Raw genomic sequence first — 14,042 nt, 5'->3', positions numbered from 1 at the left:
TGCTGGAGTGCGACGAGAAGTACGTCCCGATGGTCCTGAGGGAGACCGGGGCGAACATCGTCGCCCTGATGAACCTCAGCCGCGACCAGATGGACCGCGCCGCCGAGATCTGGCTGCTGGCCGGCAAGTGGCGGCGCGCGCTGGAGGCGTCCCCGACCAGCCACGTCATCGCCAACTGCGACGACCCGCTGGTCACCTGGGGCGCGTCCACGGCCAAGAGCGTCACCTGGGTCGCCGCGGGCCAGCACTGGCGCGAGGACTCCTGGTGCTGCCCCGAGTGCGGCGGCCCCCTCGACCGTCAGGACACCGACGAGGACAGCGACTGGCGCTGCCGGCAGTGCCACTTCGCCCGCCCCCGCCCCGACTGGACGCTGCGCGGCGACACGATCACCGCGCCCGACGGACGGGCGTACTCCCTCACGGGCCTGTCCCTGCCCGGCCGCGCGAACCGCTCGAACGCCCTGATCGCCCTCGCGGTCGTCGCGCAGTTCGGGGTGCCGCCCGAGCAGGCCCTCCCGCTGCTGTCGCAGGTCACCTCCGTCGCCGGCCGGTACACGACGGTCGAGCACCAGGGCCGCTCGATCCGGCTGCTGCTGTCGAAGAACCCCGCCGGATGGCTGGAGGCGTTCGACGTCCTGCAGCCCGCGCCCGGCCCCGTCGCGCTGTCGATCAACGCGCAGGGCCCCGACGGCCGCGACACGTCCTGGCTGTGGGACGTCGACTACCGCATCCTGCAGGGCCGCCCCGTGTGGGTGACCGGCGAGCGCCGCATCGACCTCGCCGCCCGGCTGGAGGCCGCCGAGGTGTCCTTCACGGTGGTGGACGACATCGACCAGGCGGTCATGGCCGTCCCGCCCGGGCATCTGGACGTGATCGCCAACTACACCGCCTTCCAGACCATCCGAACGAGGTACGGCCGTGTCGTCTGACCGCATCAAAATCGTCTGGATCTACCCGGACCTGCTCAGCACCTACGGCGACCAGGGCAACACGATCGTCCTGGAGCGGCGCGCGGCGCTGCGCGGCATCCCCACCGAGACCGTCAGCCTCCGGTCCGACGAGCCCGTGCCCGCCGACGGCGACATCTACCTGCTCGGCGGCGGCGAGGACCGGCCGCAGATCCTCGCGGCGCAGCGGCTGCGGGGCGACGGCGGCCTCGCGCGGGCCGTGCAGTCCGGCGCGGTCGTGTTCGCGGTCTGCGCGGGCTACCAGCTGCTCGGCCACGAGTTCGGCGGTGAGGAGGGCCAGCCCGTGCCGGGCCTCGGCCTGCTCGACATCCGCTCCGGGCGCGGCGAGCAGCGCGCCGTCGGCGAGATCGTCGGGGACGTCGCGGGCGAGCTGAACGTCCCGCGCATCACCGGCTTCGAGAACCACCAGGGCGTCACGCACATCGGCCCGAACGCGCGCCCCTTCGCGAAGGTGCTGCACGGCGTCGGCAACGGCGACGGGAACGGCTTCGAGGGCGCCTACAGCGGCCGCGTCCTCGGCACCTACATGCACGGCCCGGCGCTCGTCCGCAACCCCGGCCTGGCCGACCTGCTGCTCCGCTGGGCCGTCGGGAGGGACCTCCCCCCGCTGGACGACTCGTGGGCCGGACGCCTCCGCGAGGAGCGCCTCCAGGCCGTCATGCCGTAACTCCGGTGATGCCCTCACCCCCGTGGTGAGCTGACCCCCTGTGGTGGGTCGGCTCACGCGGCGGGTGGGCCTGCGCGGGTGGTTGGCCTGCGCGGTCGGCGTCCTTCGGAAGCTGACGGGCCGGGGCGCTTTCGGGTGGTTCGCCGGTCGGCGGCCGGGTCTGTCGATCGTGGTGACTTTGGGTCTGGCGCGGGGGGCCTCGTGCTGCGACCGTGACGGTCGTGATCTGCTGCCGGCCCTCCCGCCGGGCGCTCCTGCGCTGGAGCGCCGTCGTCGCGGGCGCCTCGCTCCTGCCCGCCGTCGAGGCGGCGTCCGCGCGGGCCTCGGACGACGTCCGGCCGGTGAACCTCGAACTGGTCACCGTCACGGAGACGACGGCCGTCCTCACCTGGTACACGGGCGTCCCCGGGACGGACGACGGCCTGGGGCGGATGCGACCCGCGCCGTCCGACACCGAGGTCCTCTACGGGACGCACCCGTCCCGCCTCACCGGCGTCGCGTACGGCCCCGCCGGCACCCCGTACCACTACGTGGAGCTGACCGGCCTGGAGCCCGGGCGCACCTACTACTACAGGGCCCGCTCCAGAGGACGGGACGCCGCTCCCACCTGGCTGGCCGCAGGCCAAGCGGCGGGCACCCCCCACGGGGACGTCTTCGCTTTCACGACCCCGCAACCGCCTCCGGGCCGCCACCTCTTCTCGGTCGCCCTCTGCAACGACCTGCACCTGGGCGAGACCGTGGCCGGGCTGGTCGGCCAGCTCCCCTGGATCAAAGGCATCGAGCAGGTGCCCGGCCACCCGCCCTATCCCGAGGTGATGGCGCACGCCCTCATCGCCGACGCGCGGGCCAGGGGTGCGCACTTCCTCCTCGCCGCCGGGGACGTGTCGAGCGAGGCCGCCCCCGCCGATCTCGCGAGCGCCAAGAGCATCCTCGACACCTTCGGGACCCTGGGCGACGCCTACCTGGTGGCCCGCGGCAACCACGACCGGGCGCACAGCGGGGCGCCCTACGGAGGGTGCAGCCCGGGCGAGCACCAAGGGAAGGACTGCTTCAAGGACGCGTTCGCGACGTCCGACCGGACGTACTTCTCCCACGACCTGCGGGGCCTGCGCGTCATCGGGCTCGACACCTACGACAAGCCCGGCGACGGCGGCGACTCCGGCGGCCTCTCGGCGGAGCAGCATTCCTGGTTCGAGGCGGAGTTGAAGAAGGACCCGGAGCGCCCCACCCTCGTCTTCGGCCACCACCCGCTCTTCACCGAGAACGACCCGCTCGCCGTCACCGGGGCCCATTCCCTTGACGCGGGCCAGTCCCTGCGGATCCTCACGGCCTACAACCGGGCGCCGGGCGTCTTCCTCCACCACGCGGGGCACACGCACCGCAACCAGCGTTCCGTCTTCCCGCTCGCGCCCCGGGTCGTCCAGCAGGAGGTCGGGGCGGTCAAGGAGTACCCGGGCGGGTTCACCCTCCTGCGCGTCCACACCGGCGGGTACGCGCTCAACTTCTACAAGACCCGCGGGGATGAGGCCCGCGCCTGGAGCGAGCGCAGCCGCCAGGAACTCTCCGGGCAGTGGCCTCAGCTCTCCCTCGGGAACCGCCCCACCGACCGCAACACGGTCGTGGACCGCGACCTCTCCGGGCTCAGCTGACCGCCGGGGCACCCCGGCGGAACGCCTCGGCGAAGGCCCGCTCGCCCAGGACGGCGGTGGCGGCGGACGTGATGCGGTCGACGTCGCCGCGTTCGGCGGGCGGCAGCGGGGCGCCCACGCTCCGGCGGGCCGCGTCGGCCGCGCCGAGGAGTCCGGCGGCGCGCACGGCGTCCCCGGCGAGCGCCGCCGCGCCCGCCAGCCCCTCCAGCGACAGGGCGAGCGCGCGCGGCTCGCCGATCGACCGCGCGATCTCCATGCCCCGGGTGTGGTGCGCGAGCGCCCCCGCGGCGTCCCCGCTCAGCTCGGCGGTGAAGCCGAGTTCCGCGTGCAGCAGATGCTCCCCGATCTCGGACGAGTCGTACTCGTCCCGGATGCGGTGCAGGATCTCCCGCGCCGCGCCGAGGTCGCCCGAGCGGCGCGCCCCGAGGGCGAGGCCCATCAGCGCGTGCGTCTCGCTGAAGCGGTGGCCCTGGTCGACGGCCGTCGCCCGCGCCCGCTCGTGCAGGTCGCGGGCCCGGTCCCAGTCGCGCGCGAGCAGCGCCAGGCGGCCGAGGCCCGACAGCCGCGCGGAGACCTCCGCGCGCAGGCCGAGCTCCTCGGCGATCCGCAGGCCCTCGCGCTGGAGCCGCTCCGCCTCCGCGTAGTCGCCGTTGATCTCGGCGAGCATCGCGAGCGGCGACACGGGCTGCAGCCGCCCCCAGCGGTCGCCCAGCTCGGCGAACAGGGCGGCGGAGCGCCCGCCCGCGTCCGCGATCACGTCGAGGCGGCCCCGGACGAGCGCGAGCGTCGCGCGCAGGCCGAGCGCGGCGGCGGCGCCCCACCGGTCGCCGGCCTCCTGGAACAGGCGCAGGGCGTGCTCGTTGGCGCGCTCGCTCGCGTCCGGGAGACCGGCGTGGTAGAGCCCGTGCGCGTAGAGCCAGAGGGCGCGGCCGCGGCGCACCGGGTCCGGGACGCCGTCCTCGCCCTGGACGCCGTGGGCCGTCAGGTCCCCGGTCAGCAGGGCGAACGCGGCCCGCAACAGGCGCAACCCGGCGGCCTCCGGTGCCGCGTCCAGTACCGCCGACAGCGTGCGGTGGGCCTCGTGCAGGCGGCCGCGCAGCAGCCACCACCAGCACAGCGCCGTGCCGAGACGCACCGCCTCCGCCGCGCCCGGACGCCGCAGCGCCTCCTCCAGGGCGGCGCGCAGGTTCGCCGAGTCGGCGTCGAGACGGTCGAGCCAGGCGCGCTGGTCCGGCCCGCGCAGGTGCGGTTCGGCGCGTTCGGCGAGGCCGAGGTAGTGGCTCAGATGCCGGTCGCGGGCGCCGTCGAGATCGCCCGCCTCGCGCAGCCGCTCCATCGCGTACGCGGCCACGGACTCCAGGAGGCGGTAGCGGGGACCGCGCGGCCCCTCCACCACCACGACCAGGGAACGGTCGACCAGCCGGGTGAGCAGGTCGAGGACGTCCCCGCGGCGGACGCCGCCGCCCGCGCAGACGGCCTCCGCCGCGTCCAGGCCGCAGCCGTCCACGTGCACGGCGAGCCGGCGCAGCACGGCGCGCTCGGACGGGCCGAGCGGCTCCCAGCTCCAGTCGATCATCCCCCGCAGCGTCCGCTGCCGGGCCGGCGCGCCGCGAGGCCCGGTGGTGAGGACGCCGAACCGGTCGGTGAGGCGTCGCGCCAGCTCCCGCACGCCGAGGGCGCGGACGCGGGTCGCCGCCAGTTCCAGCGCGAGGGGGACGCCGTCGAGGCGGCGGCAGATCTCCGCGACCGCCGCCCGGTCGGCGTCCAGGGAGAAGCCGGGAGCGGACGCCGCGGCGCGGTCGGCGAACAGCCGCACGGCGTCGTCCTCCCGGAGCGGCTCGACCAGGTACACCGTCTCGCCCGTCAGGCCGAGGGGCTCGCGGCCGGTGGCGAGGATCCGCAGGCCCGCCGCACCGCGCAGCAGCAGCTCCGCCAGTTCGGCGGCCGGGTCGACCACCCGCTCGCAGTTGTCGAGGACGAGCAGCAGCCGCCGGCCGCGCAGCGCCGCCGCCAGCCGTTCCACGCTTCCGCCGCCGCTCCCGGACGTTCCGGCCGCCGGGACGCCGGGCGGCATGTCGTCGCGGAGCCCGAGCACGGCCGAGATCTCCTGCGCCAGCCCGGCGGCGTCCCCACGCTGGGCGGCGAGCTCGACGAGCCAGACGCCGTCCGGGAAGGCGTCCCCGGCGAGGCGCGCGGCGGCTTCGAGCGCGAGCCGCGTCTTGCCGACGCCGCCGGGGCCGGTCAGCGTCACCAGGCGCGCCGTGCCGAGGAGCCGCGCGACGTCGTCCAGGCAGCGGTCCCGGCCGACCAGTCCGGTGAGGGGGACGGGCAGGTTCGACCGCGCCTCCGGTTCCGGCGGGGCGAGCGACGCGTCCTGCCGCAGGATCGCCTCGTGCAGCGCGGCCAGTTCGGGGCTCGGGTCGAGGCCGAGCTCGTCCGCCAGCACCTTGCGCAACCCGGCGTAGGCGGCGAGCGCCTCGCCCTGCCGTCCCGCGCGGTACAGCGCGCGCATCTGCACGGCCCGCAACCGCTCCCGCAGCGGGTGGCGGTCCACCAGGCCGGCGAGCTCCCCGGCGAGCAGGAGGTGCTCTCCCGCGTCGAGTCGCGCCTCGGCCTGCTCCTCCAGGACGGCCAGGCGCTGGTCGGCCAGGCGGTCCGCCGCCGCGCGCGCGAACTCCTCGTCCGCGAAGTCGGCGAACGCGGCGCCGCGCCACAGGCCCAGCGCCTCGGTCAGCAGGGCGGCGCGCTCCGCCGGAGCGTCCAGCGTGCGGGCCCGCGCCGCCAGCGCGCGGAACCGGTCGGCGTCGATCTCGTCGTCGGGCCCGTCAAGGCGGAGCCGGTACCCGTGCGCCTCGCGGACCACGCGGTCGCGGCCGAGGACGCGCCGCAGCTGGGAGACCTTGGCCTGGAGCGCGTTCGCCGGGTTGCCGGGCAGGTCGTCGCCCCACAGGTCGTGGACGAGGCGGTCGGCGGAGACGGGCCGCCCCTCGTGGACCAGCAGGCAGGCGAGCAGTGCCCGGACCTTCGCCTCCGGAATCCGGACGGACGCCCCGTCGCCGTCCCGCACCATGAGCGGACCGAGCACGCCAAACCGCATGCCAGCACGCTACTCGGCGGCGGTCCGCCGGCCGTCAGCGGACCGTCAGCGCATCCGAAGCGCCGCCCGGCACAGTCGCGGCATGCGAACCGCGGAGAGTGCGACCGCTCCGGACGAAACGTCCGACGGGGGCCTGCCCCTGCCGGCGCTGCTGGCGCTGGCGACGGCGGTCTTCATCACGAGCCTGACCGAGACGCTGCCCGCCGGGCTCCTGCCCGCGATGAGCGCGAGCCTGCACGCGAGCGAGTCCGCCACCGGGCAGACCGTGACGATCTATGCGATCGGGACGGCGCTGACCGCCGTCCCGCTGACCGCGGCCACCGCCGGATGGCGCCGCCGCCGGCTCCTGCTGACGACCGTCGCCGGGTTCGCCGTCGCCAACACCGTCACGGCGCTGTCGACCCACTACGCGGTGACCATGGCGGCCCGGTTCGCGGCCGGGGTCGCGGCCGGTCTCGCCTGGGCGCTGCTGGCCGGATACGCCCGCCGCCTGGTGCCCGCCCACCTGGAGGGGCGCGCGATCGCCGTCGCGATGGCCGGAATCCCGGTCGCGCTCTCCCTCGGCGTCCCCGCCGGGACGTTCCTCGGCGCGGCGCTGGGCTGGCAGGCGGCGTTCCTGACCATGACCGGGCTGACCGTCGTCCTGCTCGGCTGGATCACCGTGTCCGTCCCGGACTTCCCCGGCCGCCGCGCGGGGGAGCGGACGGGCGGCGCGAGCGTCCTGCGCGTCCCGGGGGTCGCGGCCGTGCTGTTCGTGACGCTCGTGTTCGTCCTCGCCCACACGATCCTCTACACCTACATCGCCGCGATCCTCGACGGGCTCGGCATGGGCTCGTCCACCGACCTCGTCCTGCTGGCCTTCGGGGCGGCGTCCCTGGCCGGCATCTGGGTGGTCGGCGCGCACATCCACCGCCGCCTGCGCCCCCTCATGGTCGCCGGGACGCTGCTGGTCGCCGCTGCCGCCGCCGTCCTCGCGCTGTGGGCGGACGCCCCCGCCCTCGTCTACGCCGCCGTGGTGCTGTGGGGCCTCGGATGGGGCGGCGCGCCCACCCTGCTCCAGACCGCCGCGGGAGACGCGGGCGGAGACGCCGCCGACGCGGCGCAGGCCATGCTCGTCACCCTCTGGAACGTCGCCATGGCCGGCGGCGGGATCGCCGGAGGCGTCCTGCTGCACCTGGCCGGCTCGACCTCGCTCGCCTGGAGCACCCTCGCGCTCCTCGCGCCGGTCCTCGCGGTCGTCCTCGCCGCCCGGACCCACGGCTTCCCCGCACACCGCTGAAAGGACAAGGCAATGGAGACCGCGCTCACCGAACCGGCCCGCCTGGGCGGACTCGTCCTCCCCAACCGCCTGGTGATGGCCCCGATGACCCGCAACCGCGCGGACGCCGCCGGCGTCCCGACCGACCTCATGGCGACCTACTACGCGCAGCGCGCCACCGCCGGACTGATCATCGCCGAGGCCGCCACCCCGAACGCCGTCGGCCAGACGTACCCGAACATCCCCGGGATCCACGCCCCCGCCCACGTGGCCGGGTGGCGGCGCGTCACCGGCGCCGTCCACGACGCGGGCGGACGGATGTTCCTCCAGCTCCAGCACGGCGGACGGGTCGGGCACCCCGACAACAGCGGCCTGCGCCCGGTGGCGCCGTCGCCCGTCCCGCTCCCGGACACGATCCACACCCCGTCCGGGCCGCGGGCCGCCGTCGTCCCCCGGGAGATGACCGCCGCCGACATCCGCTCCACCGTCGACGACTTCGCGGCCGCCGCCCGCAACGCCGTCGAGGCGGGCTTCGCCGGGGTGGAGGTGCACTCCGCCAACGGCTACCTGCTGCACCAGTTCCTGTCCCGCGCCACCAACCGCCGCACCGACGCCTACGGCGGCCCGGCCGAGGCGCGCATCCGCTTCACGGCCGAGGTGACCCGCGCCGTCGCCGGCGCCATCGGCCCGGACCGCGTCGGCGTGCGGATCTCGCCCGGAGTCACCGCCAACGCCATGCACGAGGACGACCAGGACGACGTCTACCCGGCCCTCGTCCGGGCCCTGGCGGAGATCTCCCCGGCCTACCTGCACGTCGTCCACGCCGACCCGGACAGCGCCCTCCTCCACACGATCCGCCGCATGTGGCGGGGAACGCTGATCGCCAACCCGAAGCTGCCCGACGTCACCACCGAGCACGTCGCGCGGGAGTCCGCCCGCCTCGTCGCCGCGGGCGCCGACCTCGTCGCGCTCGGCCGCCCCTTCCTGGCGAACCCCGACCTCGTCGAGCGCCTCCGCCTCGGCGCGCCGCTGAACCCCGTCCAGGACCGGCACCTCATGTACACGGGCGCCGCGACCGGCTACACCGACTACCCGACGATGGATCTCGCCGTGCGGCGATGAGTTTCCCCGCCGTCCGCGGTCATCTCCTCCGACCGCTACAAGGAGATGACCATGGACCTTCCCCAGGGCGACGTGCGCCTGCTCGAAACCGACGTCGCGCAGCGCCTGCTCCACTCCACGATCCCGGCCCGCCTCGCCTTCACGGCCGTGGACGGGACGCCCCGCATCATGTCGTCCTGGTTCACCTGGACCGGCGAGGAGCTGGTGATGGCGACCTACGTCCACTGCCCGCCGATGGGCATCCTGCGCCCGGCAGCCCGCATCCGCGCGCTCCGCGAGCGTCCCGACGTCGCCGTGAGCATCGACACCGACACGCAGCCCCCGGAGGTCCTCCTGCTGCGCGGCCGCGTCTCGGTCACCGAGGTGGACGGCATGGTGCCCGAGCAGGCGCAGGCGGCCCGCCGGTTCCTGGGCGAGGAGGGCGGCGCGGGCTACGTCGCCGGCGCCGACCACCCCGAGACCCGCATGGCCCGCATCGCCCTGCGCCCCGCCTGGGTCGGCGTCATCGACTTCCGGACCCGCCGCCCCGGCGTCATGACGGGCTGAGGCGCGGGAGGTCAGGCGGGGTCCTCGGCGGCGCAGGAGTCGAGGAAGGGGGCCAGTTCCCTGGCGACGGCGCGCAGGGGTCGGACGCTCTGCTCGGCCCTGGCCAGGAGGATGGCGCCTTCCAGGGAGCTGACCATCAGGGTCGCCAGCGCGGTCGCCCTTCGGGGCGGAACGCCCATGGCGGTCAGCTCGCGGGCGATCGGCCGCCGCCAGGCGGCGAACGCGGCGGCCGCGGCGGTCCGGGTGGACGCCGCGGAGTCCGCGCAGTCGACCGTGGCGGCGGCGACGGGGCAGCCGCGGTCGAAGCCCGCCGCCTCGAACTCGTCGGTCCACTGGCGGACCATCGCGGCGAAGAGCCGGCCCGGCGTGGGACGCGCCATGGCGGCCATGAAACGGGCGATCCGGTCGCTCGCATAGCGTCCGGCCCACTCGACCGCCTCGTTGACCAGCTGCTCCTTGCCGCCGGGGAAGTAGTGCTGGAGCGAGCCGCGCGGCGCCCCGGCGTGCTCGGCGACCTCGCGCAGGCCGGTCGCGGTGACGCCGTCGCGGCGGATGAGCTGCGCCGCGCTGAAGACCATCCGCTCCCGCGGGCCCCGCTCGCCGGTCGCCACGATCGCCTCCTCCGTGAAAATGTCGCAGGCTATTGCCCTATTTACCTGCGCCATTATCATGACCACTGTCATAAGTCGCAAGCTCTGGAGGCGATGGTGGACAGCGACGTCGGTTTCCTCGGCCTCGGCGTCATGGGGCGGCCCATGGCGCTCAACCTCGTCCGGGCGGGCACCGGCCTCGTCGTCTGGAACCGGACCGCCGCCAAGAGCGAGCCGCTGCGCGCGGCGGGCGCGTCGGTCGCCGGAAGCCCCGCCGACGTCCTCCGCCGCACCCGCGTGGTGTTCCTCATGCTCGCCGACGGCCCCGCCATCGACTCCGCGCTGGGACGCGGCGCCCCCGGCTTCGCCGCGAACGTGCGGGGACGGGTCGTCGTCCACATGGGGACGACGTCGCCGGGCTACTCGCGCGGCCTCGAAGCCGACGTCCGGGCCGCCGGCGGACGGTACGTCGAGGCGCCCGTGTCCGGTTCGCGGGGCCCGGCCGAGGCGGGCGAGCTCATCGCGATGCTCGCCGGCGAGCCGTCCGCCGTCGAGACCGTCCGTCCCCTGGTCGGCCCCATGTGCGGCGAGGTGTTCGTCTGCGGGCCGGTCCCGCAGGCCCTCCAGATGAAGCTCGCCGTCAACCTGTACCTGATCACCATGGTCACCGGGCTGGCGGAGGCGTTCCACTTCGCCGAGCGGCACGGCCTGGACGGGCGGCGGCTGCTGGAGGTGCTCGACGCCGGCCCGATGGCCAGCACCGTGTCGCGCGCCAAGGCCCGCAAGCTGCTCGACCGCGACTTCTCCGTCCAGGCGTCCATCGCGAACGTCCTGGACAACAACCGCCTCATCGCGGAGGCCGCCCGCGCCGCGCGGCTCGCCTCGCCCCTGCTGGACGCGTGCCACGCCCTCTACGGCGAGACCGCCGCGCTGGGGCACGGCGAGGCCGACATGGCCGCGGTCGTGCGCGCTCTGGAGGCCCGGACGGCCGCACCGGCGACCGCCGTCTAGGACGGTCCGAACCCGCTTGTCCGCCGTCGCGGCGCGGCATTACCGTGCCGGAGGTGGACCACTTCTCGCGCTCGTGGACGGCACTGCTCGCGGCGGTCGCCGGCCTCCCGGACGAGGACTTCGCGCGCCCGTCCGGCTGCGCCGGCTGGCTCGTGCGGGACCTCGTGTGCCACCTGGTCATCGACGCCCAGGACGTCCTGATCACTCTGGTCACCCCCGCCGGCGCCGAACCGACCGTGGACGCCGCCACCTACTGGAAGCTCGTCGAGCCCCCGACGGGCGACGACCCGCTCGACGCGCTCATCCCTCGGCTGGCCGCCGCCTACGGGGAGCCCCGGCTGCTCAGGTTCCACCTCGACGACGTCGGCTCGGCCGCGGGTCGCGCGCCGGGGCTCGCCGATCCCGCCGCCCGCGTCGGCACGCAGGACGAGGTCCTGACCGTCGGCGACTACCTGTCCGCGTACGTGATGGAGTGGACGCTGCACCACCTCGACCTGATCGCGCACCTGCCGGAGGGCCCCGAGCCGCCCGCCGAGACCCTCGCGGCGGCCCGCGCGCTGCTGGAGCGGATCGCCGGAGCCCCCTTCCCGGCCGCGTTCTCCGACCGGGACGCGCTGCTGGTCGGCACCGGACGCCGGGCGCCGACCGCCGCGGAGAAGGCCGAGCTGGGCGATCTCGCCGCGCGGGTCCCCTTCGTCCTCGGCTGAGCGCGGCCCCGGCCGGGCCCGGCTCAGTCCCGGACCGGCAGGTCGTAGAAGCGGCGGACGCTGGAGCCGACGCGGTCGAGGTCCGTCCCGTAGATGTGCAGGGAGACGGCGGTGGTGTCGCCGAGGTTGCGGACGCGGTGGATGTCGCCGGGCGGCGCGAAGCCGCTGACCTCGCCCGCCGGGTTCGGGTTCGCGCCCGCCCCGATCAGGGCGGCGCCGTCGTCGGAGAGGGTGTAGAGGTCCTCGTGCTCGGCGCCGGCCAGGACGCCGAACACGCACCAGGCGACGTGGTCGTGGACGCGGGTCACCGCGCCGGGCTGCCACACGATGGCCGTCATGGAGAACGAGCCGTCCGGCTCCACGTGCAGCCGGTGGCCGCTGGAGGTGCCGGGCTCCCCGGCGAGCTGGTCGGGACGGAGCAGCTCACCGGGCGACGGAAGCTGCTCGCGCAGCGCGCCGGCGACGCGTTCGGCGGTGTCCTGCCAGTCGGCGCCGCGGGCGATCGCCGCGCGCACGGCGGCGGTCAGGACGTCCAGGTCGGTGGCGGTTCGCGCGGTTTGCAGCAGCTCAGACCATAGGGTGGTCATGCCGTCCTCCTCGTACCGGGTCGCCTCCAGCCTCGGCGCCGGGGAGGTCCGCCGTCATCCGTGGCGCCCGCAGAGCACCACGGACGACGCCACGGAAAGGGGTCGCGGTGGAGCACGTGTCCGAGCGGGAGGCCGAGGTCCTCGCCGCCCTGGGCGCGCGGATGTCCAACGCGCAGATCGCCCGCCGCCTGCACATCTCGGTGCGGACCGTCGAGAGCCACGTGTCGTCGCTGCTGCGCAAGTACGGCGTTCCGGACCGGTGGGCGCTGGCGGAGCTGGCCGGCTCCGGGGCCCGCGACCCCGGGCGCGTCGCGGGCCTCCCGGTCTCCGGCACGACGTTCGTGGGACGGGACGCCGAGCGCGCCGCCCTGCTGGCCGCGCTGGAGGAGGCCCGGCTGGTGACTCTGCTCGGGCCGGGCGGCGTGGGCAAGACCCGGCTGGCGGCGGTGGTCGCCGGCGACGCCGCCGCGCTGTTCCCGTCGGGCGGCGCGTTCGTGGACCTCGTCCCGGTGCGCGCCGGGTTCGCGGCCAGGGCCGTCGCGACCGCGCTCGGGGTGACGGAGGGCTCCCACCAGCCGCTGGAGGAGGCGGTCGCCGCGCGCCTCGGAACCGGGCGGTCGCTGCTCGTCCTGGACAACTGCGAGCACCTGGCCGACGAGGCCGCCGCGCTCGCCGGGCGCGTCCTCGCCGCCTGCCCGGGCACCCGCGTGCTCGTGACGAGTCGCGAGCGGCTCGGCGTCCCGGGGGAGCGCTGCGTGCCCGTGGCGCCGCTGTCCCTGGGCTCCGACGCCGAGAGGCTGTTCCGGGACCGCGCGCTCGCCGCCGATCCGGGGTTCGCGGCCGAGCCCGAGGTGGTCGCGGAGCTGTGCGCCCGGCTGGACGGCATGCCGCTGACGATCGAGCTGGCCGCGGCCCGGGCGGCGTCGCTCGGCGCGACCGGGCTGCTCGCCGCGCTGGAGGACGCGCTGCGGCTGCTCTCCGGCGGCCGGGGCGGGCAGGAGCGGCACCGGTCCCTCGGCGCGGTGCTGTCCTGGAGCCACGACCTGCTCGCGGACGAGGAGCGTGCGCTGTTCCGGCGGCTCGGGGTCTTCGCCGGGGCCTTCGACATCGACGCGGCCGCGGCCGTGGGCGGGAACGGCGGGGACGGCGGGGGCGCGGACCGCGCGGGCGTCGCGGACCTGCTCGGCCGGCTCGTGGACAAGAGCCTCGTGGTCCACGTGCGCGGCCGGACCGGCCGGTGGCGGCTGCTGGAGACGGTCCGGGCCTTCGCGCTCGCCCGGCTGGCCGACGCCGGGGAGGAGGACGGGACGCGGGCCCGCCACCTGCGGTGGGCGGCGGCAGCGGCGTCCGCCGCCGAGGGCCGCCTCGGCGACCCGGGGTGGCGGGACGACTTCGACGCCATGGCCGCGGACCTGCGGGCCGCGCTGGCGTCGCGCCCCCGCCCGGACGAGGCGACGTACCGGCTGGCGAGCGCGCTGGCGCACCTGACGTTCGCCCGCCGCAACCTGCTGGAGTCCTTCGCGCACCACCGGACCGCCGCCGCCCTCGCGCCGGACCCCGGCTCGGCCGCGCGGGAGCTGCGGGCGGGGGCCGGATGCGCGCACGTCAGCACCACGTCCAACCAGCACGTGTTCGACCTGCTGCTGGAGGCGGCCGAGCGGGCGCGCGGCGCCGGGGACGACCGCGGCCGGGCGATCGACCTGGCGCGGGCGGTGGAGACGGCGTGCCGGTTCCCGGAGGCGTTCGAGGCCCGCGTGCCGCGCGAGCGGCTGCGCGGCCTGCTCGCCGAGGCGTCCGCGGCCGGGCGGGACGGCGACCCGGAGGTCGCCGCGCGCATGGC

12 protein-coding genes are annotated in these 14,042 nt (G+C 76.0%); 9 read left to right on the top strand and 3 right to left on the bottom strand.

The window, feature by feature from the left end:
- The 3 genes from ABWI04_RS38015 to ABWI04_RS38005 all read left to right on the top strand — a co-directional run.
- Positions 1-929 (top strand): Mur ligase family protein (locus ABWI04_RS38015; protein WP_353835403.1); only part of this gene is annotated, 929 nt, incomplete at its 5' end.
- Entirely contained in the window at positions 919-1,635 is a 717-nt protein-coding gene (locus tag ABWI04_RS38010) for a type 1 glutamine amidotransferase (protein WP_345172866.1), read from the top strand. The genes ABWI04_RS38015 and ABWI04_RS38010, both read left to right, overlap by 11 nt.
- Positions 1,636-1,847: 212 nt before the next feature.
- The gene (locus tag ABWI04_RS38005) at positions 1,848-3,284 is read left to right on the top strand and encodes a fibronectin type III domain-containing protein (protein ID WP_353835402.1); all 1,437 of its coding nucleotides are present in this window, start codon (positions 1,848-1,850) and stop codon (positions 3,282-3,284) included.
- Here the strand turns inward: ABWI04_RS38005 and ABWI04_RS38000 are convergent.
- Positions 3,277-6,381 carry an AfsR/SARP family transcriptional regulator gene (locus tag ABWI04_RS38000; protein ID WP_353835401.1) on the bottom strand — a complete coding sequence of 1,035 codons (3,105 nt, stop codon included), beginning with the start codon at positions 6,379-6,381 and terminating at the stop codon, positions 3,277-3,279. The genes ABWI04_RS38005 and ABWI04_RS38000 overlap by 8 nt on opposite strands.
- 82 nt (positions 6,382-6,463) lie before the next feature.
- Here ABWI04_RS38000 and ABWI04_RS37995 point away from each other — a divergent pair, with 82 nt between their 5' ends.
- From ABWI04_RS37995 to ABWI04_RS37985, 3 genes are read left to right on the top strand one after another with little or no spacing between them, the layout of a single operon-like run.
- Positions 6,464-7,660: an MFS transporter gene (locus ABWI04_RS37995; protein WP_353835400.1), complete on the top strand. Its 1,197-nt coding sequence runs from the start codon at positions 6,464-6,466 to the stop codon at positions 7,658-7,660.
- Positions 7,661-7,672: 12 nt separating this feature from the next.
- On the top strand, positions 7,673-8,761 hold the full coding sequence (locus ABWI04_RS37990) for an alkene reductase (protein ID WP_353835399.1): 1,089 nt from the start codon (positions 7,673-7,675) through the stop codon (positions 8,759-8,761).
- Positions 8,762-8,812: 51 nt separating this feature from the next.
- The gene (locus tag ABWI04_RS37985; protein WP_353835398.1) at positions 8,813-9,307 is read left to right on the top strand and encodes a pyridoxamine 5'-phosphate oxidase family protein; all 495 of its coding nucleotides are present in this window, start codon (positions 8,813-8,815) and stop codon (positions 9,305-9,307) included.
- A gap of 11 nt (positions 9,308-9,318) precedes the next feature.
- Here the strand turns inward: ABWI04_RS37985 and ABWI04_RS37980 are convergent, their stop codons facing one another.
- A complete protein-coding gene (locus tag ABWI04_RS37980) occupies positions 9,319-9,918 on the bottom strand; it encodes a TetR/AcrR family transcriptional regulator (protein ID WP_353835397.1) in 600 nt (199 codons plus the stop codon).
- A gap of 93 nt (positions 9,919-10,011) precedes the next feature.
- On the opposite strand from ABWI04_RS37980, the gene ABWI04_RS37975 reads away from it, so the two are divergent.
- Complete coding sequence (locus tag ABWI04_RS37975; RefSeq protein WP_345172882.1) at positions 10,012-10,908, top strand: NAD(P)-dependent oxidoreductase; 897 nt, start codon at positions 10,012-10,014, stop codon at positions 10,906-10,908.
- 53 nt (positions 10,909-10,961) lie between these two features.
- Positions 10,962-11,615 carry a maleylpyruvate isomerase N-terminal domain-containing protein gene (locus ABWI04_RS37970; protein WP_353835396.1) on the top strand — a complete coding sequence of 218 codons (654 nt, stop codon included), beginning with the start codon at positions 10,962-10,964 and terminating at the stop codon, positions 11,613-11,615.
- Positions 11,616-11,638: 23 nt separating this feature from the next.
- Here the strand turns inward: ABWI04_RS37970 and ABWI04_RS37965 are convergent, their stop codons facing one another.
- Positions 11,639-12,202, bottom strand: coding sequence for a cysteine dioxygenase family protein (locus ABWI04_RS37965; protein ID WP_353835395.1), 564 nt, complete (start codon positions 12,200-12,202; stop codon positions 11,639-11,641).
- 107 nt (positions 12,203-12,309) lie between these two features.
- On the opposite strand from ABWI04_RS37965, the gene ABWI04_RS37960 reads away from it, so the two are divergent.
- The coding region (locus tag ABWI04_RS37960) for an ATP-binding protein (RefSeq protein ID WP_353835394.1) at positions 12,310-14,042 on the top strand (1,733 nt) is incomplete at its 3' end.

The organism is Actinomadura sp. NPDC000929 (assembly GCF_040492065.1).
GTDB lineage: Bacteria > Actinomycetota > Actinomycetes > Streptosporangiales > Streptosporangiaceae > Spirillospora > Spirillospora verrucosospora.
This window is presented reverse-complemented; position numbering and strand designations above follow the sequence as displayed.